We start from the raw sequence: 21,226 nt of genomic DNA, 5'->3' as shown, positions 1-21,226 counted from the left end.
CAAATCTATGCCTGATCGTTAAAGGCTTAGGCTCATTTTTCATTTCAAAATGTGCTTATTCCCGCAAAGTCTGCCACTGGAGAAACTTTCCTTCTGTATAAGCATAAAGCTGAGCGAATTGCGGGATGATAGCTTCACTTTGTGTCGGTCTTATAAACACATAATCATCGACATGAATATCGCACTGCATGGGCACCTGAAGCATTTCCTGATTACTGCTGCGGCCATATAACACATGTAGCCGGCTTTTTTCAGGGTAGATATAATCCGCTCGCCAATAGCCGCCATAAATAAATACGGCTTTATCTTGATGTGGAAGATAATTTAGTAGTTCCAAACCGGGAATCTGGCTACAAGGCAACACTTTTAAAATGGGTGCGGCAATCCAGAGTGCACATTGCAGTTCAGCCAGATTCGCCAGATCAAAATCGCCTGGCTTGAGCAGCATCGAGCCAAAAGCCAGGTCATTACAGACACTGTGCTGACAATGCTGCATAAAGGTCGGACTGCCACCGCCATTAAAACAGAGACCTTCATGCCATAAATCAGGGAATTGCTGCTGAATCATCGTTTTGTATTGTTGATACATCTGCTGCGATTGCTGATAACTTTTTTCAGGACTTTTCAGAATTTTTGGTAATTTGGCGACATGTGCATCATAGCCCATTAGACCCGAGAATTTGATATAAGCCGCGTTGTCCTGAATCAGCTCCATTAAGGCTATAAATTGCTGCTGCGTTTGTACGCCGCCACGATGCAGCCCTACATCAATTTCAATATTGACATTCAGGCAGGTATTCAAGCTTTGCGCGAGTTGCAGATATTGTTTTAATCGTTCCACATCATCAATTAGCCATTGAATAACTACTTGATCATTGGCTTTATTTTGATCAGACAAAGTTTGATAAAAATGTTTGACTGCCTGAATCGGCATCGGTTTACCCAACAAGATATCGGCTTGCTGAAATGTCCCTATAATCTCCAGCAGATGCGGCAGATGAAAGACCATAAAGCGCTGGGTATTTAGTTTTTCACTGGCCAGTTTGAGTAGCTGAATGCTGGCTAAAGACTTCACTACCAGACGTGGTTTTAACTTCGCAGGCAATTTTGACTGTACATAGTCCAAATTACGTTGATAGGTTTTTAAATCTAAAATCAGTTGCGGTGTGCCAGTGCCCTGCCGTTTTAATTCCTGCGTCAGTTGCTGAAAATAATTTGATTGCATCGCCCTCTCCTCATTTCCCAGATAAAAACAATTCTTTTAAATATGGATTCAGCCATTTTTGCTGTGGATCCAATTGCTGACGTAGCACCATGAAATTATCCCATTTCGGGTAGAGTTCGCGCAGCGAGGCTGCGCTCATACTATGTAACTTGCCCCAATGCGGTCGTCCCTGATATTTCTGTAAAATCGGCTCGACCAGATCAAAGATCGCGTGGTAATCCTGTTTATAAAATTGATGAATCGAAATGGAGACCGAATCACGCTGATAAAAAGGACTTAGCCAGATCTCATCGCCTTTGACATAACGAAACTCGATCGGGAAAAACATCGGCACTTGGTGTTTGCATAAAACATGCAGAATCTCGTCCAGACACTGCAAGCCAAACTCAACCGGAACCTGATATTCCATTTCATTAAATCTGGTCTTACGCGGAGTTGGAAAAATTCTGGATGACCAGTCTACATAACGAGTCGGTTTGACAAATACGCCGAGCAGTTTTTGCAGATAGGGATTTGTCTTTGGGAAGAGTCGCGTCAATTCCGAACATAGAGTCAATAAAATATCTTCCGGAGGCCAGCTCTCCTGTCTCGGCTGAATGTCCTCCTCCGTGTCATCCAGAGTTTTCAGTATCACCTGATCGGCATGCAGAAAAGCCCAAAACTCAATATGTCGGTGCTGATGTTTCCATTGACCAATATGGGTAAATATGTCTTTTAATGAACAGAGCTGGATCTGTTCTTTTAGTTTATATCGTGGTCGATTTTGCAGGGTTATTTGGGTCAATATGCCCAAGCTGCCCAATGCCACCCGTCCAGCCTGAAATATCTCAGCATTCTGCTCACGATGACATTGCAACAGCTCTCCATCCGCGGTCAGTAATTCAAAGCCTTCCACAAAAGCAGAGATGCAAGGTAAATCGATGCCCGTGCCATGCGTTCCGGTAGAAATCGCTCCGGCCAGACTTTGCTGGTCTATATCGCCCTGATTGATTAAGGCCTGATTGATCGGTACCAGATCTTTCCCCAAATCATATAAACGCGTCCCGGCCCGCACGGTGCATTGGGTTTTCTCTTGATCAAAGGCAACGATACCTTTTAACAAATCGAGATTAAGCAACACCTCATCTGTTTTGGCCAATGGGCTAAATGAATGTCCTGCACCCACTGCACGAATGTGTGCATGGGTCTTCACTAAACTTTGTAATTCACTGATCTGGCTGGGCTGAACAATCCGAGCGGCACTGAACTGGCTCCCCGACCAGTTTCGCCAGACGTCATTCGCCTGTTGTATTTTCATTATTCTTCCTGGGCTCATATTATTTTAATGGCTGAACTAGAGTAAAATACCTAAAAAATCAAACTTGGGAACCCATGCGTTCAAAACATTTAAGTAGGGTTAAATATTTTTATTAATATTCAAATACTTAAAATTTGTAAAATCGTACTCGACTAAAGCATAAATGCAAGATTTCTGAGAAATACATATCTTTTCAACAGGATATGAAAATAAATATAGAACGGAGTTTTACAATGGTTAGCGCATATGATGAATTACCGCGTACCCCCGCGAATTTTGTAGCCTTATCACCTTTACGCTATCTTGATCGTGCAGCTTATATCTATCCAAACCAGAACGCGATTATTCACGGTAAGCGTCGTATTACCTGGCGTGAGAAATACAACCGTTGTCGTCAGTTTGCCAACCAACTCCAAAAATTAGGCATCGGTAAAAATGATACCGTGTCTGTCCTGCTGCCTAACGTCCCTGCCATGATCGAAGCACATTTTGCTGTACCGATGGCAGGTGCAGTCCTGAATACTTTAAATACCCGTCTCGATGCCAAAACACTGGCTTTTATGCTGGAACACGCTGAAAGCAAAGTGCTCTTGGTCGATCCTGAATTTACCGCACTTGCGACTGAAGCACTTGCCTTGGTGTCACAGGATATTTATGTCATTGATGTGGCCGATGCAGAGTTTGAAGGTGAAGATAAGCGTATTGGTCAAATCGAATATGAAGACTGGATTGCGCAAGGCGACGCAAACTTTGAATGGCATTTGCCTCAAGATGAATGGGATGCTATCAGCTTAAGTTATACCTCCGGTACCACCGGCAATCCGAAAGGCGTGGTCTATCATCATCGCGGTGCCTACATTAACGCAGCCAGTAATATTATCGCCTGTGGCATGACACCACGCGCTACCTATTTATGGACACTTCCGCTGTTCCACTGTAATGGCTGGTGCTTTGCCTGGACCATGGCGGCCAATGGCGGAACCAACGTTTGCTTGCGTAAAGTCGATGCTGAACTGATCTTTAAACTGATTGCTGAACATAAAGTCGATTACTTCTGTGGGGCACCGATTGTCTTGTCAATGCTGATTAACGCACCTGAAGAGAAAAAGGCCAAGATTGATCACCGTGTCGAAGTGATGGTCGCGGGTGCTGCACCGCCAGCTGCGATTATCGAAGGCATGCGCAATATCGGTATTAATGTAACGCATGTTTATGGCTTGACTGAGACCTATGGCCCTTCTGCCCTATGTGCATCTCAGGCAGGCTGGAGTGATTTATCCATTCAGGAACAGGCGCAGTTGCACTCCCGTCAGGGCGTACCGTATCCATTGCAAGATGGCATGAAAGTACTTGATCCGGATACCATGCAGGAAGTGCCACACGATGGCCAGACCATGGGTGAAATCATGTTCCGTGGCAATATCGTGATGAAAGGCTATCTGAAAAATCCCGAAGCTACCGCGGAAGCCTTTGCGGGAGGCTGGTTCCATACAGGAGATCTGGCAGTTTGCCAACCGGATGGCTATGCCAAAATTACCGACCGCTCTAAAGACGTGATTATTTCCGGCGGAGAAAATATTTCTTCACTTGAAGTGGAGGAAGTACTGTATCAGCATCCGGCGGTGCTGACTGCGGCGGTAGTCGCCAAGCCTGATCCACGCTGGCAGGAAGTTCCTTGTGCCTTTATCGAACTCAAAGAAGGAATAACAGCTTCGGAAGAAGAAATTATGGAATTCTGCCGTGAGCATCTGGCCCGTTTTAAAGTGCCTAAGGATGTGGTGATTACCGAAATTCCAAAAACTTCGACCGGAAAATTGCAGAAATTTGTTTTACGTGAATGGGCCAAAGAGCGCGCGCAAGGTGAATTCTCTTAATTCCATACAAACGTGTTCTTTCAAAATCTACTCAATAAAAAATCGTGCTAAGAAAACTTAGCACGATTTTTTATTGAAATAACCTCTCCCAAACCCTCTCCTGCAAGGAGAGGACTTTAAGGAACTTACATCTCAACCATTTCTACCCCATCAATGCGTGCCACAGTCATCAAGTCTTTATCACCACGACCTGAAACCGTCGCAATAATAATCTGATCCTTGTCCATGGTCGGTGCAAGTTTAGTGACATAAGCCATAGCATGTGCGCTTTCTAACGCCGGAATAATGCCTTCAATCTTGGTCAAGTCGCGGAAACCCTGTAAAGCTTCCTGATCATTGATCGGCACGTATTTCACGCGATCCATATCTTTCAGAAAACTATGTTCCGGACCCACACCCGGATAATCCAGACCTGCAGAAATTGAATGTGTTTCGATGATCTGGCCTTGCGCATCCGACATCAGATAAGTACGGTTACCATGCAGAACACCGACATGACCGGCATTCAATGGCGCAGAATGTTTACCTGATTCAATCCCATGACCTGCTGCTTCAACGCCGTACATTTTCACATCTTGGTCATTCAGGAATGGATAGAACAAGCCCATTGCATTAGATCCACCACCGACACATGCTACCAGGGCATCTGGTAAACGGCCAGCCTGTTCCAGAATCTGACGGCGTGCTTCACGACCAATGATCGACTGGAAATCACGAACCAGTTGCGGATATGGGTGTGGACCTGCCACAGTACCAATCACGTAATAAGTTGAATCAACATTGGTCACCCAGTCACGCATGGCTTCATTCATGGCATCTTTTAAGGTTTTAGAGCCACTTTCTACCGGCACAACCGTCGCGCCTAATAAACGCATACGGTAGACGTTCATCGCCTGACGTTTTACATCGTCTGCGCCCATGAATACTACACATTCAAGACCTAAACGTGCTGCAATTGTTGCCGTTGCTACACCATGCTGGCCTGCACCTGTTTCGGCAATAATACGTTTCTTGCCGGAAAGCTTCGCCAGTAAGGCCTGACCGATTGTGTTATTTACTTTGTGCGAACCGGTATGGTTCAGGTCTTCACGTTTCAGGTAAATCTGTGCGCCACCCAACTCTTTCGACCATCGTTCAGCATGATATAAAGGACTCGGACGACCGACGTAAAACGCCATGTCACGGTCAAATTCTGCCAAAAACTGCGCATCATCTTTCATACGGAAATAGAGCTTTTCCAAGTCTTCTAAAGCCGCCATGAGTGTTTCTGACACAAAACGTCCGCCATGAATACCGAAATGCCCGCGTTCATCCGGGAATTGGGTATAGTCAACTGCCTGACTGTTCTGGCTAGTACTTTGCTGATCCACGATGGACTCCTTGCATAAAGCGTTCTATGAGTTGTTGGTCTTTAATACCTTTTGCGGACTCGACACCGCCACTCACATCGACGGCATACGCCTGTGTGGTGAGAATTGCCTGTTCAATATTGTCAGGATTTAAACCGCCTGCCAAGATCAAGGGAATATTGAGTTTGGGAAATGTGTCCCAATCGAAGCTGTGCCCTGTGCCACCTTTCAGATCAGGATGCCATGCATCTAATAGCACTGCGCTTGCGCCTGCATCTTGATAACCTTGAATTTCTGCGACTGCATCCAGATCAGGTTTTACCTGAATGGCTTTATACCAACGGCGTCCGACCTGCTGGGCGATGGCCTGACACTGTTCAGGTGTTTCATCGCCATGAAATTGTAAAATATCCAGCGGTATTTTATTTAAAATCGCCTGGATTTCATCTGCGTGACTATTCACAAATAAACCCACCGCCTGTACATACGCCGGAACCGCCCGGATCAGGATTTCAGCCTGCTCTAAAGTGACATGCCGCGGACTCGGTGGATAAAACACAAATCCTATCGCGTCACAGCCAGCATTGGCTACGGCATGTACATCTTCAACTCGGGTGATTCCACAAATTTTGGCACGGGTTCGCATATTATGTTGGCTCTAGATCTACCAATGTATTGAACAATCTGTAAGATTGGGGCAAATCATTGTAATGCAATTTTTCTGACTTGCGTAAAAGTTCATCCGGATTATTCTCGATGCAGATTGTTTATAAGGCATACAAACTTTATACTGCGCTCACTTTGCAGCAAGTCCAAGCCTTCAGGCTTTAGGGAAGCTGGTGTAAATCCAGCACTGCCCCCGCAACGGTAAAAAATGAAACGTCTATCAATTTAAACTCTTCGGTTTACACCACTGCATCTTGATGTGGGAAGGTGGATATACAGCAAAGTCGCTGCTTTGCACATTTAAGTCCGGAAACCTGCTTGTTGTGTTCTATAACTCAATCATTCACGGGGAAGTGAATGTAGGGAGCTTTAACATGTCACTTCATTGTCAACCTACTGCCTTGGTAGGTGCGATCGCACTTGCGTTGGGTACCACTTCATCTGTTTTTGCTAACGAGCAAAAAGTTGCGAAAGCATCTTTAGATACCATTGTGGTCACGGCAACTCGCTCTGCAGAAAACATTGAAAATGTACCAGCGCGTATTTCGATTATTGAACCTGTAATTCTTAAGCAATCACCTCTTAAAGCACTACCAGATTTACTCAAAACAGACCCAAGTATTAATGTCGTGCAATCGGGTGGTTATGGCCAGCAAACTTCTATTTTTTTACGCGGTACCAATTCCAATCAAGTTTTAGTACTACGTGATGGTGTTCGTTTAAATACAGCCACCACAGGTGCAGCGTCTATTCCTTTTTTAGACACCACTGATCTTAAACAGATTGAAGTATTAAAAGGCCCTGCGTCTGTGCTTTATGGTACAGACGCAATTGGTGGTGTAGTGCAGTTTGTAACAAAAACACCTGAAAAAACGGGTGCTTTTGTTACAGGTGAAATTGGTGAAAATCAAACCTACAAATCAATTATTGGTGCTGACTTGGCAGAAAATGGGGTGTATGCACAAATTCGCGGTCAAGTATTAGAAACTGACGGTACACCTGTATTCAATATCAATGACACCCGTGACTATAGTTATGATCAAAAAGGCTATAGTGCAAAATTCGGTATTGAAAAAGAGCGTTATGCGACATCACTCGATTACAGTCAAAACTCAGGAAATGTCCAATACAGTAATTGGGGTGCATTTTCCAGCCAAGATTTTGAAAATAAAATTGTAAACTTAAAAGGTCGTATTAACCCAACACAAGCCACTGAAATTAATGCACGTCTATCTCAGTTTAAAGATGACTTAGATCAGGTCACATCAAGCAGCTTTGTACATAGCACCACGCAAGAAGCAGAAATCTATGGCAAATGGAATTTCACAGCAGCACAAAATGTTTTACTGGGCATTACCCAGCGTAATACCGATGCAAAAACCCAGGCTATTGATGAAGATATTAATTCAACAGGCTACTATATTCAGCATCAGTATCAGACAAATAGCTTAAGCACTCAGGTGGGTGTGCGTGTCGAAGATAACGAAAAATTTGGCTCACATACCGTTGCACAAGGTGGTATCCGTTATCAACTGCTCCCTAATACCAGCATTTATACCAATATTGGTTCAGCATTTAAGGCACCGACTTTAAATGATATGTATGCTTTTGGCGGCAATGATCAACTGAAGCCTGAAGAAAGCATTTCGTATGAAATGGGGATAGATCAAAAACTTCCATTAAATATTTTAGTAGGTGCTTCCGCTTTCTATACGGAAGTCGATAATTTAATTAATTCGGAATGTATTATTGATTGTGGGGAAGAGTGGCTTCCAACTACTGTTTACCAAAACCAAAACATTGATGAAGCCAAGATGACTGGCGGCGAATTGACGGCACAATGGGCAAAAGATCAGTTCTTTATTAATGCCGGTTACACTTATGTCAAAACTGAAGATACGAAACAGAATTCAGAGCTATTACGTCGCCCTCGTCAGTCATTCACTGTATCGACAGGTCTACAAAATGCCGATTACGGTTTAAGTGCTGCACTGGTAGCAAAATCGAAAGCGAAGGACTTTAGTCGTGATATTCCAGGTTATGCACGTGTTGACTTAAATGCATATTGGAATATTAATCCAACAGTTAAACTGTTTACTAACATTGAAAATGTCGGTGATGTGAAATACAAAACTGTGCATAGCGCTGGCGACCAGTACTATGTGAACGGTGGCCGTCTCGCTTCTGCAGGCATCACCTTTAAATACTAAGCTCTAAACAGCAAAAAACTTTAAAACAGCGCAGTTTATGGATAATGTTATGACCGACATTATCCTTTTTTATTATCTTCATTAAAAATTCAAGGAACACATATGGGCCACCGTTTAAGCAAAATCTACACCCGCACAGGCGATTCAGGTACCACAGGACTCGGTGATGGCTCACGTGTTGCCAAAGATGATTTGCGTATCACAGCACTCGGTGATGTCGACGAACTAAATGCCGTGATTGGCGTATTACGTGCACAAATTTCAGCAAGTAACATTGAAGATCAAGCTACTTGGGATAAATCTTTAAGCCTGATCCAGCACTGGCTATTTGATCTGGGTGGTGAAGTATGTATTCCAGATTTTAATCTGGTGCAACCGGTATCGATTGAGTTTCTGGAAAATGATATCGACCGCATGAATGAAGCGTTGCCGATGTTAAAAGACTTTATTCTGCCTGCCGGAACGCTGGTGTGCAGCTTTGCCCATCAGGCGCGTGCAGTCTGCCGTCGCGCAGAACGCAGCGTGATGTCCGTGCATCACCGTGACCAAAATATTCAGGCAGCGTCACTGCAACTACTTAACCGTTTATCGGACTGGTTATTTGTCGCATCACGCACCCTGCAACGTGCTGAGGGCGGCTCCGAAATACTATGGCAAAAAAATATCAATGACAGCATCGAAAAGTAAAATTATGTTTCAAGTTAGCATCTAAAAATACACGTCAGATGTCTCTTGATTTTACAGAGCATCTGACGAAAATAGAATGTGTCATCCTTCTGTCACGTAGCCCTCGCAAAATGAACTTAACTTTCCCACTCATGAGCATCTTATGCGCATAATTGGACATCGTGGTGCACGTGGCGAAGCCCCTGAAAATACCTTGGGCGGTTTTCAATATATTCAGGAGATCGGCATTCGCGCCGTTGAGTTTGATGTCCGTCAGCTTAAAGACAACGCTTTAATTATCATGCATGATGACGACTTTGTGCGTACCACCGGTTTGCAGAAGCATCTATATGAGTGTAACCGTCAAGATCTTACCCAATATAATCACGCAATGGCCTGGTCAGAATGGAATAAAATCGAAGCAACCCCACTGCTCGATCAAACCTTAAATGTCATTCGAAATTTTGAGCATATTGAAGTCGAAATTAAAAGCGTAGCATCTGAAGAGGCAGCTGAAAAAATCGCGTTTGAAGTCGAACAACAACTGCAAGGCTATGAACAAGCAGCCATTATTACTAGCTTTGATGCCAAAATTTTGGATGCTTTCAAACAGCAAAACTCACGTTTAAAACGCGGTTTATTGGTTGAAACCGATGTCAAACATCAAGCTATTGATCAGGCGCTGGAACTGGGATGCTGTCATATTGGCTGGATGGATGAACTAGCCAGTAAAGACCTGATTCAAGCCACTCAGGCTGCCGAGTTGAATATCAGTGTCTGGACAGTGAATGATGTCACCCGTGCCAAACAACTGCGAGACTGGGGGGTTCAGGGGCTGATTACCGATTATCCAAAATTGATGCTACAACAACTCTAAATAATCTCTCTTAGCCTTGATTGATCTAGGTATTTCTTGATCCAGTTCATGTCGATAATACAATAAGGAAAGCGTGAATCGTCCTTAATCAGATTTTATTTGAAAGTGAAATAAAGTTGTCCAACATCTATATTCCGCAAATTTGCTGATAATATTGTAGAAATTATGAACAACCATTTTCCTCTGATTCATTCGGTTTCCATTTTCTGAAAGAGTGATAATCCTCAGTCACTTAGTAGGAAATCAGAACCCGTCTACGCTCGCAAAATGGTCACTTCTGCCCTACTAATTCTGTTACCGACAAGTACAATACAACCGTACAATAATGCTAGTGATGCCTTAGGGCACATGCTAATATGGACAAGATAGGCTGCTGTTAAAACCAACAGTAGTTTCTGCTTTTTGTTATACCTTCCGAGGTTCTAGGAGTGCTGTTGGAGATGAATGCTCCCTTACCCAAAGCCCCCATCAACTGGATTGCTGTGTTTGCATTGGTATTTTTACCGATTGTAGCCCTGATTGCGATTCCGTTGTATGCGTATCACCATGATTTTAGCGCTGCCGCTTGGATCAGTATGTTTGTTTTACTGGGCGTAAGCAGCCTCGGCATTACAGCAGGATACCATCGCCTGTGGGCACATCGTGCTTATGAAGCCACTTTACCATTAAAAATCATCTTGATGATTATGGGTACATTTGCTGTACAGAATAGTATTTTATTCTGGGCATCTGGTCACCGTACCCATCACCGTCATGTCGATGATGTTGATCAAGACCCGTACTCGATCAATAAAGGCTTCTGGTACGCACATATTGGCTGGATGTTACGTGATTATCCATCTGGTGCTGCCAACTATAAAAATGCGCCAGATCTGTTAAAAGACAAAGTGGTGATGTTTCAGGACAAATACTACGTTCCTTTAGTAATAGCTGTTCATGCCGCGATTTTATTGCCAATTGGCTGGGCAGTCGGCGATGTCTGGGGCGTATTGCTGTTGGGTGGATTAATGCGTTTAATCCTGAGCCATCATGTAACCTTCTTCATTAACTCGCTATGCCACATGTGGGGAAATCGTCCTTATACCGATGAAAATACTGCACGTGACAACTTCGTACTCGCGGTTGCAACTTGGGGTGAGGGTTATCATAACTATCACCATATTTTCCAATACGATTACCGTAACGGCGTAAAATGGTGGCAATACGATCCAACTAAATGGTTGATCTGGACTTGTTCTAAACTTGGTTTAGCTAAAAACTTGCGCCGCATTCCTAGCTTTAATATCAAAAAAGCGGAATTGGCAATGAAGTTTAAATATGCTGAACAGGATCTTGCGGTATATGGCCATGATGTTTCTGAAGATATCTCGGCGGTAAAAACCAAGATCGCACAGGAATATGATGCATTTACCCAAACTTTAAATGACTGGGCGAAGCTGAAAGAACAGGAAATTCAGGTCAAGAAAGCATCGATGGCTGAAAAAATCCATCAGATGGATGACAAGCTGAAAGTTGAATTCCAGCTGGTTGAACAGCGTCTTTCTCATCATCGTCAAACCTTGAATCTACTGGTTCGTAATTTGAAAAAATCTGCAGTTTCTCAATAAAAGCTGTTGAACACTAAAGCCCCGATTGGGGCTTTTTTTATGTCCGAAAGATAACGTGAACTCTCGCTTATACAACAGTTTTATACAGCTATCTTTGTTATAGTAAATTTATTCCAATCCTGTACTGATGCCATGTATTTTAACTCTCGCTATCAAACACTGCCCGCCCGCCTCTATCACCATCAAGTTCCGCTGCCGTTAAAAGGTGCGAAAGCCGGACATTTTAATGCAGCTTTAGCAGAGCAACTGCAATGGTCGGATGAAGACAAGGCGCAATGGGTCGAGATTTGTAGTGGTCAGAAAGTTTTTACTGAATTTGAACCCTTGGCTATGGTCTATGCAGGTCATCAGTTTGGACAATGGGCAGGACAGTTGGGAGATGGTCGCGGGTTGTTGATTGCGCAAATTCTGGATCAGAACCAGCAGACCATTGACCTGCATTTAAAAGGTGCTGGTGCAACGCCTTATTCACGCATGGGCGATGGTCGTGCAGTACTGCGTTCAGTCATTCGTGAGTATCTGGCAGGTCATGCCTTAAATGCTTTAGGTGTAGCATCCAGTAATGCAGTTGGTTTTACTTCATCAATCCAAGGTATTCAGCGTGAGAAGCTAGAGCCGGGCGCGATGATGTTGCGTACTTCAGACTGTCATATCCGTTTCGGCCATTTTGAATGGATCAATCAGTATCAGCCAGATCTACTAGCTGAATTTACCCAGAAATGTATCGAATGGCATTATCCAGAATGCCTGCAAGCCGAACAGCCGATTCTGAGCTTTGCCACAAAAGTTATTCAGCGCACTGCGGTGATGATTGCCAAATGGCAACTGGTTGGTTTTGCACATGGCGTGATGAATACTGACAACCTGAATATTACCGGTTCAACTTTGGACTTTGGTCCTTATGGCTTTATGGAGCGCTTCCGTCCGAACTGGATCAATAACCACTCGGATTATCAAGGGCGTTATACCTATCAGCAGCAGCCAAGTATCGGACATTGGAATTTGTGGCAATGGTTAAACAATCTGGTCCCGCTCTGCCCTACAGATTATGAGAAAGAACAATGGAAACAGGATTTAGCTGCATGTCTGGAGCATTATGAACCAACATTCTTGGAACATTATAAACATGGTTTAAACCAGAAAATGGGCTTGCCAAGTTTCCATAAAGACAGTTTTGACTGCGCTATGGCCTTTCTGCGAATTTTGCAAAGTGAGCAACTAGACTATACCCAGAGTTTTATCGGGTTGCAAAATAAAGACTATGAAGCCCTTAAAGATGATTGTCTGGACCGACGCCAGTTTGAAGCATTCCTGGCGCAATATGGATCTATCCGTGAACACCAGGATATAGAAGAATTGGATGCCGCCATGCAACTGGCCAATCCGCATTATATTCTGCGGAATCATATGGCACAGAAAGCCATTGAACTGGCAGAGCGGGATGATTTTTCTGAAGTAGACCGTCTGTTTAAATTACTCAGTCAGCCTTACCTGAAACAGCCCGATTTGGAACAGCCTGAAGATTTAGCGCCATTGCCAAGTGATGTGCCTGAAGTGATGGTGAGTTGTTCGTCTTAATAAATAGACTCAAAAAACATGCAAAAAATTGATCAAACTAAATTGACACATGAAATTATTGAAACAGCATATAAGCTGCTTACTCACAAACTCGCATTTGGAGGATTAATTACACATAACGAAAGTGCTTTCCAATTAGAATTATGACATATTTTAAAAACACTTGGGCAGTTGTATGAGTTTAGGTCAAGCGACAAATTCCATTTAGAGTTTGAAACATTTTTACCTTTAAAAACAACGAGTATTAAGAGTCAATCTGAGCGAGCAAGAATTGATATTTTAATTCGTTATCAAGATGGTGATCATCAAACTTGTGCTGCTATAGAACTAAAATTCTTTAAGAAAAGTAACCATCGGGAACCTAACAACCGTTACGATGTCTTTAAAGATCTTTCAAATTTAGAACTTTACAAGAGAAATGGAAGCGACATTTGTTATTTCATTCTCGCAACTGATCATGCCCACTATTGCAACCAAATAAAATATTCGGATGATACCCGTGATTTTGATTTCAGGCATAAAAGTACGTACAAAGAAGGAACAATATTAAGTTATAGAACTCCTAAGCCTTACGGAAACGATATTACACTCATGCAAGACTATGAGTTTTTATGGGACCAGATTAACGATTTATATTTTCTGAAAGTACAAGTTTAAATAAATGTGGATGGTTAATAATAACATCCACATTTATTTTTTAATCAATCTTCAGGATATTCAAAACGGTATCCCACACCATACACCGCCTGAATCCACTCATGACGGTTACCGGTTTCAGCCGCATCTGAAATCTTACGGCGTAAATTCTTGATATGACTGTCAATGACACGGTCAGCCACATCAAAACTGTCCGGATTAATATGATCCAGCAATTGCGCACGTGAATATACCTGTCCGACATGTTCCAGGAATAACTCCAGTAAACGGAATTCGGTCGGCGTTAAATTCAAGGCTTTTTGTTGATACCAGATGCGCTGTTGTGATTTGTCCATACGGAATAAATCATTGCTTTCCGGTTCTGATTTACGATCCAGACGACGTAACACAGCCTGTACACGCGCGACCAGTTCTTTCGGACTAAATGGTTTACAGAGATAATCATCTGCACCCATATTCAGACCCAACACACGGTCAATTTCTTCAGTACGTGCAGTCACCATAATAATCGGTAAATCCGACTGTTCACGCACCTTACGGCAAATGGTCAGGCCGTCCATACGCGGCACCATCAAGTCCAGAATCATCAGACTCGGTTTACGCTGGGTAAAACTGTTATATGCTTCCTGCCCATCATGAAACATACTGACCTCAAAACCAGCAGCTTCCAGATAGTCTCGCACCAACTGTGCAAGTTCGATTTCATCTTCAACCAGCATGACATGTTTCATCAATCTATTCCCTTCATGGTTTCATTTGTTTAGGAAAGCTCAGCTTGCATCGTAAACCACCCAGTGGTGAATGTGCAAAGCTTAAGCTGCCGCCCAGCGCCTGCGTAATTTTACATGATAATGCCAAACCCAGTCCGGTTCCGCCAGTCGCTCGGGTACGCGAATCATCGACACGGTAGAAACGCTCGCCAATACGCGCCAGTTGTTCATCAGTCAGGCCAAATGGACTATCATCGATATATAAGGTCCATTCTTTATCATCTTGCGTGGTGTGAATATGCACCTGCCCGCCTGCTTCAGTATAGCGAATACTGTTACTGAGCAAGTTCGCCACAATCTGTTTAAAACGATCCAGATCCAGATTTAACTCAGTCCCTTCGCCATCTGCAGTAACCGTCAATTCAGCCTGCTCAAAGTTCGGCTGGAAGTTAATAAGTTCCTGCTGCACCACCTCCCACGGATTCACTGTCGAGAAATAGAATTGCAATTGCTGGGCATCGACCTGTGCCAATGCTGCCAGATCTTGGGTCAGTTTTTTCAGGCTATTCACCTGAGCCAACATGGAAGCAAAATGTTCAGGCGTTGGTTTACGGATTCCGTCCTGCATCGCTTCAATCTGTGCTTGCAACACTGCCAATGGGGTTTTTAACTCATGCGAAGTATCTGCCACCCACTGACGGCGTGAGGTTTCATGCTGATCCAGAATCACCGCCAATGCATTTAATTCATTGGATAAATCACCTAATTCATCATTCCGGTTCACTTTCACCTGATATTGATAATTTCCTTGGGTCAAGGCACGTGTACCATTGAGCAGACGTTGAATCGGCTTTTTAAAATAAGTCGCCAATAACAGGGAGGCAATCAGACTCGCCAAAATACTGAGTGCATAGACCAGAAATAAATAACGCTTCTGGTTACTGAAGAAATTAATACTGAGCGCATCATCCTGATCCAGAACCGGTTTTAAGCCCAAATAGCCGACAATCTGGTTATTCACCATAATTGGGCGATAAGAGACCTGCTCATCCGAAGCCTCACCGACCACAAAACGACGCTTGGCATCATACAGAGAAAGACGTGAACTGAGACCAAGACGATCCGGCATCTGGATAAACTGTTTCTTGCCGGTCGGCTGCTGTGCTGGCTGTTCCCCATTCTTGCGATCAGCCCTAAACAGATTCTGATTGGAGCTGAGCGGGAATTTCAAGCCTTCAAAGGGCTGAAACTGTGAAGGCAAATTAGATGCCAGCACACGTAATTCTTCTTCATTGACCTGACGTTGTGGCAGCGCCGGATCTACCATACTGGGTGCGACCTGAGCCAGAGTCTGTTCCTGAAAATAACGCTGCTGCAAGGCAATATCATACTGACGGCGTAACCACCAGCGTGACAAACGGTCATAATCATCCGGTGCGGCTTCACCTTCCATCTGGAGGATCTGTGCCTGAATCGCATTGCCCCAGTCCTGATAGACTGCATAGACATCTGCCAGATTTTCAATCACATAATCCAGCTTCTGCATTTCGACATCAGCCACATAACGGGCGAAATTACGCTGCATATTCAGATGCAATACACCCAGACTTACCGTGGTAATGACCAGCGTGGTCAACAGCACGGTCAAAAATAGACGTAATGCAATGGGAATGCGGCGAATGTTCAAAATAGAAATCTCAATTTTTCTTCTATATTCATTATTGTAGCGAACACCGCAGCAAAAAACTCTTCATTGTTTCTTCATCTTTATTGTTTAATCTTTATCTGACATAGAATCAGCTTCTTGACGGGGATAAATACAATGCAAACCATGACAAAAATAGCTTTAATCAGTGCAAGTGTTTTATCAATGGGTGCGTTGACTGCCTGTCAATCCACCAGTAATGTCCCAAACAATGATCACCCCCATATGATGAAACATCATGAAGGCAAAAAACAGCATCTAACTCCCGAACAGCGTGAACAGTTTAAGGCAAAGCGTGCAGAACGCATGCAGTTTGCCAAACAGCTTCAACAGGCCTGCGACAATAAAGCTGTGGGCTCGGCTGTTCAAATCAAGACTGGCGATAAAACCATAGACGGCACCTGCAAGATGGTCTTTAAAGCAGATCATAAAGAGATGAAAAGCCATCGCGACATGAAAGCTGAGCATCGTCCAATGCGTGCCGATATGCGTAGAGGCATGATGCACGGTGAAGTCTTGACGGATGCCAAACGTGCAGAATTGACTAAACAGTTTGATCAGCGCCTCGCTCAACGTCAGGCACATCAACAAGCCATGCTGCAAGCCTGTCAAGGCAAAAAAGACGGGACTGCTGCACAGATCAAGATGAGCGAACAAACCATCAATGGCAAATGTCATGTCCGTTTCCAGCCCACAGCCTCTACCTATTAATGCATAGGAATCAAGGCTTCACGACTAGCACCTTCGGGTGCTTTTTTATTGCGTGCTCTTTCATGCATACAGTTGACTATTCGTTTCCTGCAGAATATGGCTAAAGTCTTTATACTCAAGACCTTTAATGCGTCATGCAGATTAATCTTTGACTTTACAGTCACCAAGAAAACACCCCGAAAAGCTTGTACCGCAGGGGAAGTTGTTGCACGATTAGATCATTCCAAACCGTGTCAGTGAAGACAGGTTTTAGTTCATCTAAGATTATAACGCTGGTTCAACCAGTATTGAGGAAACCGATATGCCACAATACAAAGCGCCTTTACGTGATATGCAATTTGTGTTGCATGAATTATTAAATGCTGAACAACACTATGCAAATCTCCCTGCATTCCAAGAAAACGTAAGCCGTGAGCTGGTAGATCAGTACTTAGAAGCTGCGGCCGACTTCTGTGAAAACGAATTGTCTCCGATCAACCAGACCGGTGACCGTGAAGGCTGTACCTGGAATGACGGCGTTGTTACGACTCCGACTGGCTTTAAAGAAGCGTACCAAAAATACATCGAGCTTGGCTTCCCTTCTCTTTCTGCTGAAGAACAATACGGCGGTCAAGGCTTACCGAACTCTTTAGGTATCGCGATTTCTGAAATGGTGGGTACTGCGAACTGGGCATGGGGCATGTACCCTGGCCTGTCTCACGGTGCGGTTCGTACTTTAGAACATCATGGTTCAGCTGAACAAAAAGACGCTTACCTGCCTAAACTGGTTTCAGGTGAATGGACGGGTACCATGTGCTTAACTGAATCTCATGCGGGTTCTGACTTGGGTATTATCCGTACTAAAGCTGAACCACAAGCGGACGGTAGCTACGCAATCTCTGGCGAGAAGATCTTTATCTCTGCTGGTGAACACGACATGGCAGAGAACATTATCCATATCGTACTTGCTCGTCTGCCAGGTGCACCGAAAGGTACCAAAGGTATCTCATTATTCATCGTGCCAAAATTCAACCTGAATGCTGACGGTTCTATTGGCGAGCGTAACGGCGTACGTTGTGGTTCGATCGAACACAAGATGGGTATCCATGGTAACGCGACTTGTGTCATCAACTTTGACAATGCTAAAGGCTTCCTGATTGGACCTGAAAACCGCGGCTTGAACTGCATGTTCACGTTCATGAACACAGCACGTATCGGTACAGCAGTTCAAGGTCTTGCAGCATCTGAAGGTTCATTCCAAGGCGCGCTTGCATACGCAAAAGATCGTCTGGCAATGCGCTCTCTTTCTGGTCCTAAAGCACCTGAAAAAGAAGCAGATCCAATTATTGTGCATCCTGCGGTACGTAACATGCTTTTAACTCAAAAAGCATATGCAGAAGGTGGTCGTGCACTGGTTTACCTGTTAGCACAATATGCTGACGTGGTTGAACATGCTGCAGAAGAAGCAGACCGTAAATTTGCAGACAACATCCTGTCATTGCTAACACCAATCGCAAAAGCATTCCTGACTGAAACCGGTTCTGAAGCTGCGAAACACGGTGTTCAGGTATTCGGTGGTCATGGCTTTATTTCTGAGCACGGTATGGAGCAGATCGTACGTGATACACGTATTGCTTGCCTGTACGAAGGTACCACTGAAATTCAGGCACTAGACTTGTTAGGCCGTAAAGTATTGGGTACGCAAGGTGCAATGTTGAAAGACTTCACCAAGATCATCCATAAATTTGCTGAAGCGCACAAAGACAATGCTGCAATGAAAGAATTCGTTGAACCATTGGCTGCCTTGAACAAAGAATGGGGCGATCTGACCATGCAGATTGGTATGCGCGCGATGCAAAACCCTGAAGAAGTGGGTGCGGCTGCAGTCGATTACCTCTACTTCTCTGGTTATGTCACTCTAGCTTACCTATGGGCACGTATGGCATTGGTTGCTCAGGAGCAACTGGCTGCGGGCACCACTGAGGTTGATTTCTACAATGCCAAAGTGACGACAGCACGCTTCTACTTCAAGAAAATCCTGCCACGCGTTCGTTCACACGTTGAAGTGATTGCGACAGGTGTAGAGCCATTGATGAACCTGGATGCGGAACACTTTGCATTCTAAGTTAGTCTCAGACTAGCTACATTTCAGAAAAAGGACGGTCAATCAACAGGCAGTCCTTTTTCTTTATAAAGAGTTACAGAATTAACCTTTAGTCGTCTAACATTCAGATTTTGAGTGTTTTAGACTGATTAAAACTCATTTAATCAAACAATAAACAGGTGACACACCATGCCAATTTATAACGCGCCACTTGCCGATATGAAATTCATCCTGAACGATGTCTTCAATGCAGAACAATTCTGGCAGGCCAATGAAAATCTAGCGCATCTGGATGCTGCGACAGCAGAAGCGATTCTTGAAGAAATGGCAAAATTTTCTCAAAACGTCATGCTTCCTCTGAACCGTACCGGCGATGAAGAAGGCGCAAAAATTGAAAATGGTAATGTGACCACACCTGCTGGCTTTAAAGAAGCGTTCAAACAATATGCAGAAGGTGGCTGGATTGGTCTGGGCGCAGATATGGAATGGGGCGGCCAGGAAATGCCGAAAATGCTAACGGTACTTTCTGATGAAATGCTGTTTGCCACCAACCCGTCTTTCATGCTGTATCCATTGCTTTCTGTTGGTGCGGGCATGGCGCTGAACAGCTATGCTTCACAAGCACAAAAAGAAACCTATTTACCTAAAATTTATTCGGGTGAGTGGTCAGGCACCATGTGCTTAACCGAACCACATGCCGGTACTGATTTGGGTATTATCAAAACCAAAGCTGAACGTAACGAAGACGGCACTTATAGCATCAGCGGCACCAAGATTTTCATCACGGGTGGTGATCATGACCTGGCGGAAAATATTATTCACCTCGTTCTAGCGAAAACCCCAGATGCCCCTGCTGGCTCTCGTGGTATTTCTCTGTTCATCGTACCGAAATTCTTGGTCAATGAAGATGGTTCTATCGGCGAGCGTAATCCGGTCGGCCCAGGTTCAATCGAACACAAGATGGGGATCAAGGCATCTGCGACTTGTGTCATGAACTTTGACGGTGCCAAAGGTTACCTCGTTGGTAAAGAAAACGAAGGTCTCGCTGCGATGTTCGTGATGATGAACTACGAACGTCTGTCGATGGGTATTCAAGGCCTAGGTGCTTCTGAATTCGCTTATCAAAACGCTGCGCAATATGCCACAGACCGTTTACAGGGTCGTAGTGCGGCTGGCGTTCAGTCACCAAGCAAACCTGCGGATAGCATTCTGGTGCATGGTGATGTACGCCGTATGCTGCTGAATGTACGTGCCAATAACGAAGCTTCGCGTGCCTTTGCAGTTTATGTAGGTCAGCAACTGGATATCACCAAATTCTCTACTGATCCTGAAGCGGTGAAAAAAGCCAATGACCGCGTTGCGCTATTAACACCAATCGCGAAAGCGTATTTAACGGATACCGCATTCCAGGCGACCCTAGATGCACAAATGGTCTTCGGTGGTCATGGCTATATCCGTGAATGGGGCTTGGAGCAATGTATCCGTGACCTACGTATTTCCCAGATCTATGAAGGCACCAACGGTGTACAGTCACAAGACTTGATCGGCCGCAAAACCATTAAATGTGGCGGCGAATATATCTCTGAATATATCTCTGAAATCCGTGACTTTGCCAATAGTCTGGATGCGGATCTAAACTTTATTAAAGATGCCACACTGGATGCAGCAACTGAAGTTGAATCGGTGACTCAGTACATTCTGGAAGCAGCACGAGAAAGCCATGACTTCCCGAATGCAACCGCAGTTGACTATCTGCACGCTGTAGGTCTGTTGAGCTTCTCTTATATGTTCGCGCGCATTACCAATGCAGCGAAAAATAAAGACGGTGAGTTCTATCAAAATAAAATCGCTCTGGCACGTTACTTTGTACAACGCATTCTGCCTGAACTGGCATTACGCATTACTAAAGTGAAATCAGGTTCTGACGTCATCATGAACTTCTCTGAAGATTATTTCACGACTCAAGCTTAAGCTAAAAATCTGCAATAAAAACGCCTGCATCAGCAGGCGT

At 44.2% G+C, this 21,226-nt stretch carries 16 protein-coding genes and 1 riboswitch; of the genes, 10 read left to right on the top strand and 6 right to left on the bottom strand.

Annotated features, from left to right (window positions below; translation table 11 throughout):
• Nucleotides 1-55 precede the first annotated feature (55 nt).
• Entirely contained in the window at nucleotides 56-1,225 is a 1,170-nt protein-coding gene (locus FTT86_RS09560; RefSeq protein WP_180181085.1) for an alanine racemase, read from the bottom strand.
• Nucleotides 1,226-1,235: 10 nt separating this feature from the next.
• Nucleotides 1,236-2,522, bottom strand: a complete 1,287-nt coding sequence (locus FTT86_RS09555; RefSeq protein WP_180181084.1) for a D-arabinono-1,4-lactone oxidase — start codon at nucleotides 2,520-2,522, stop codon at nucleotides 1,236-1,238.
• Nucleotides 2,523-2,755: 233 nt separating this feature from the next.
• Between FTT86_RS09555 and FTT86_RS09550 the strand changes: the two genes are divergently transcribed.
• Nucleotides 2,756-4,396, top strand: a complete 1,641-nt coding sequence (locus tag FTT86_RS09550) for an acyl-CoA synthetase (protein ID WP_005103303.1) — start codon at nucleotides 2,756-2,758, stop codon at nucleotides 4,394-4,396.
• Between the two features lie 125 nt (nucleotides 4,397-4,521).
• On the opposite strand, the gene trpB is transcribed toward FTT86_RS09550, so the two are convergent.
• Together trpB and FTT86_RS09540 are read right to left on the bottom strand one after the other, a co-directional pair.
• Nucleotides 4,522-5,766, bottom strand: a complete 1,245-nt coding sequence (gene trpB / locus FTT86_RS09545) for a tryptophan synthase subunit beta (RefSeq protein WP_004732965.1) — start codon at nucleotides 5,764-5,766, stop codon at nucleotides 4,522-4,524.
• Complete coding sequence (locus FTT86_RS09540) at nucleotides 5,747-6,391, bottom strand: phosphoribosylanthranilate isomerase (RefSeq protein WP_164542764.1); 645 nt, start codon at nucleotides 6,389-6,391, stop codon at nucleotides 5,747-5,749. Before FTT86_RS09540 ends, trpB begins: the two co-directional genes overlap by 20 nt.
• 145 nt (nucleotides 6,392-6,536) lie before the next feature.
• Nucleotides 6,537-6,748, top strand: a riboswitch (cobalamin riboswitch).
• Between the two features lie 37 nt (nucleotides 6,749-6,785).
• Here FTT86_RS09540 and FTT86_RS09535 point away from each other — a divergent pair.
• The 6 genes from FTT86_RS09535 to FTT86_RS15920 all read left to right on the top strand — a co-directional run bounded on the left by FTT86_RS09535 (nucleotide 6,786) and on the right by FTT86_RS15920 (nucleotide 14,006).
• Nucleotides 6,786-8,621: a TonB-dependent siderophore receptor gene (locus FTT86_RS09535; protein WP_180087066.1), complete on the top strand. Its 1,836-nt coding sequence runs from the start codon at nucleotides 6,786-6,788 to the stop codon at nucleotides 8,619-8,621.
• A gap of 102 nt (nucleotides 8,622-8,723) precedes the next feature.
• Nucleotides 8,724-9,308: a cob(I)yrinic acid a,c-diamide adenosyltransferase gene (locus FTT86_RS09530; RefSeq protein ID WP_164542766.1), complete on the top strand. Its 585-nt coding sequence runs from the start codon at nucleotides 8,724-8,726 to the stop codon at nucleotides 9,306-9,308.
• A 142-nt stretch (nucleotides 9,309-9,450) separates the two neighbouring features.
• Nucleotides 9,451-10,164 carry a glycerophosphodiester phosphodiesterase gene (locus tag FTT86_RS09525; protein ID WP_180087067.1) on the top strand — a complete coding sequence of 238 codons (714 nt, stop codon included), beginning with the start codon at nucleotides 9,451-9,453 and terminating at the stop codon, nucleotides 10,162-10,164.
• Between the two features lie 440 nt (nucleotides 10,165-10,604).
• Nucleotides 10,605-11,771: an acyl-CoA desaturase gene (locus FTT86_RS09520; protein WP_004647507.1), complete on the top strand. Its 1,167-nt coding sequence runs from the start codon at nucleotides 10,605-10,607 to the stop codon at nucleotides 11,769-11,771.
• 132 nt (nucleotides 11,772-11,903) lie between these two features.
• The gene (locus FTT86_RS09515) at nucleotides 11,904-13,349 is read left to right on the top strand and encodes a YdiU family protein (RefSeq protein WP_164542768.1); all 1,446 of its coding nucleotides are present in this window, start codon (nucleotides 11,904-11,906) and stop codon (nucleotides 13,347-13,349) included.
• Nucleotides 13,350-13,520: 171 nt separating this feature from the next.
• On the top strand, nucleotides 13,521-14,006 hold the full coding sequence (locus FTT86_RS15920) for a hypothetical protein (protein ID WP_257229644.1): 486 nt from the start codon (nucleotides 13,521-13,523) through the stop codon (nucleotides 14,004-14,006).
• A gap of 44 nt (nucleotides 14,007-14,050) precedes the next feature.
• On the opposite strand, the gene FTT86_RS09510 is transcribed toward FTT86_RS15920, so the two are convergent.
• Together FTT86_RS09510 and baeS are read right to left on the bottom strand one after the other, a co-directional pair.
• Nucleotides 14,051-14,737 carry a response regulator gene (locus FTT86_RS09510; RefSeq protein WP_004278304.1) on the bottom strand — a complete coding sequence of 229 codons (687 nt, stop codon included), beginning with the start codon at nucleotides 14,735-14,737 and terminating at the stop codon, nucleotides 14,051-14,053.
• A gap of 13 nt (nucleotides 14,738-14,750) precedes the next feature.
• On the bottom strand, nucleotides 14,751-16,403 hold the full coding sequence (baeS, locus tag FTT86_RS09505) for a sensor histidine kinase efflux regulator BaeS (RefSeq protein WP_180181083.1): 1,653 nt from the start codon (nucleotides 16,401-16,403) through the stop codon (nucleotides 14,751-14,753).
• 135 nt (nucleotides 16,404-16,538) lie between these two features.
• On the opposite strand from baeS, the gene FTT86_RS09500 reads away from it, so the two are divergent.
• From FTT86_RS09500 to FTT86_RS09490, 3 genes are all read left to right on the top strand, one after another.
• Nucleotides 16,539-17,132 carry a hypothetical protein gene (locus FTT86_RS09500; protein WP_005107835.1) on the top strand — a complete coding sequence of 198 codons (594 nt, stop codon included), beginning with the start codon at nucleotides 16,539-16,541 and terminating at the stop codon, nucleotides 17,130-17,132.
• A gap of 301 nt (nucleotides 17,133-17,433) precedes the next feature.
• The gene (locus tag FTT86_RS09495) at nucleotides 17,434-19,236 is read left to right on the top strand and encodes an acyl-CoA dehydrogenase C-terminal domain-containing protein (RefSeq protein WP_004278309.1); all 1,803 of its coding nucleotides are present in this window, start codon (nucleotides 17,434-17,436) and stop codon (nucleotides 19,234-19,236) included.
• Nucleotides 19,237-19,404: 168 nt separating this feature from the next.
• On the top strand, nucleotides 19,405-21,186 hold the full coding sequence (locus tag FTT86_RS09490) for an acyl-CoA dehydrogenase C-terminal domain-containing protein (RefSeq protein WP_005103290.1): 1,782 nt from the start codon (nucleotides 19,405-19,407) through the stop codon (nucleotides 21,184-21,186).
• The last annotated feature ends 40 nt before the right edge of the window (nucleotides 21,187-21,226 follow it).

The sequence above is a fragment of the Acinetobacter sp. YH01021 genome (assembly GCF_013420255.1).
Lineage (GTDB): Bacteria > Pseudomonadota > Gammaproteobacteria > Pseudomonadales > Moraxellaceae > Acinetobacter.
The sequence above is the reverse complement of the archived record's forward strand: the minus strand, read 5'-3'. Positions and strand labels throughout refer to the sequence as shown.

Excerpts from the sequence above, each read along its gene's own strand:
- FTT86_RS09560 (WP_180181085.1), bottom strand. The coding sequence starts at position 1,225 with ATGCAATCAAATTATTTTCAGCAACTGACGCAGGAATTAAAACGGCAG.
- FTT86_RS09555 (WP_180181084.1), bottom strand. The coding sequence starts at position 2,522 with ATGAAAATACAACAGGCGAATGACGTCTGGCGAAACTGGTCGGGGAGC.
- FTT86_RS09550 (WP_005103303.1), top strand. The coding sequence starts at position 2,756 with ATGGTTAGCGCATATGATGAATTACCGCGTACCCCCGCGAATTTTGTA.
- FTT86_RS09540 (WP_164542764.1), bottom strand. The coding sequence starts at position 6,391 with ATGCGAACCCGTGCCAAAATTTGTGGAATCACCCGAGTTGAAGATGTA.
- FTT86_RS09535 (WP_180087066.1), top strand. The coding sequence starts at position 6,786 with ATGTCACTTCATTGTCAACCTACTGCCTTGGTAGGTGCGATCGCACTT.
- FTT86_RS09530 (WP_164542766.1), top strand. The coding sequence starts at position 8,724 with ATGGGCCACCGTTTAAGCAAAATCTACACCCGCACAGGCGATTCAGGT.
- FTT86_RS09525 (WP_180087067.1), top strand. The coding sequence starts at position 9,451 with ATGCGCATAATTGGACATCGTGGTGCACGTGGCGAAGCCCCTGAAAAT.
- FTT86_RS09520 (WP_004647507.1), top strand. The coding sequence starts at position 10,605 with ATGAATGCTCCCTTACCCAAAGCCCCCATCAACTGGATTGCTGTGTTT.
- FTT86_RS09515 (WP_164542768.1), top strand. The coding sequence starts at position 11,904 with ATGTATTTTAACTCTCGCTATCAAACACTGCCCGCCCGCCTCTATCAC.
- FTT86_RS09510 (WP_004278304.1), bottom strand. The coding sequence starts at position 14,737 with ATGAAACATGTCATGCTGGTTGAAGATGAAATCGAACTTGCACAGTTG.
- FTT86_RS09500 (WP_005107835.1), top strand. The coding sequence starts at position 16,539 with ATGCAAACCATGACAAAAATAGCTTTAATCAGTGCAAGTGTTTTATCA.
- FTT86_RS09495 (WP_004278309.1), top strand. The coding sequence starts at position 17,434 with ATGCCACAATACAAAGCGCCTTTACGTGATATGCAATTTGTGTTGCAT.
- FTT86_RS09490 (WP_005103290.1), top strand. The coding sequence starts at position 19,405 with ATGCCAATTTATAACGCGCCACTTGCCGATATGAAATTCATCCTGAAC.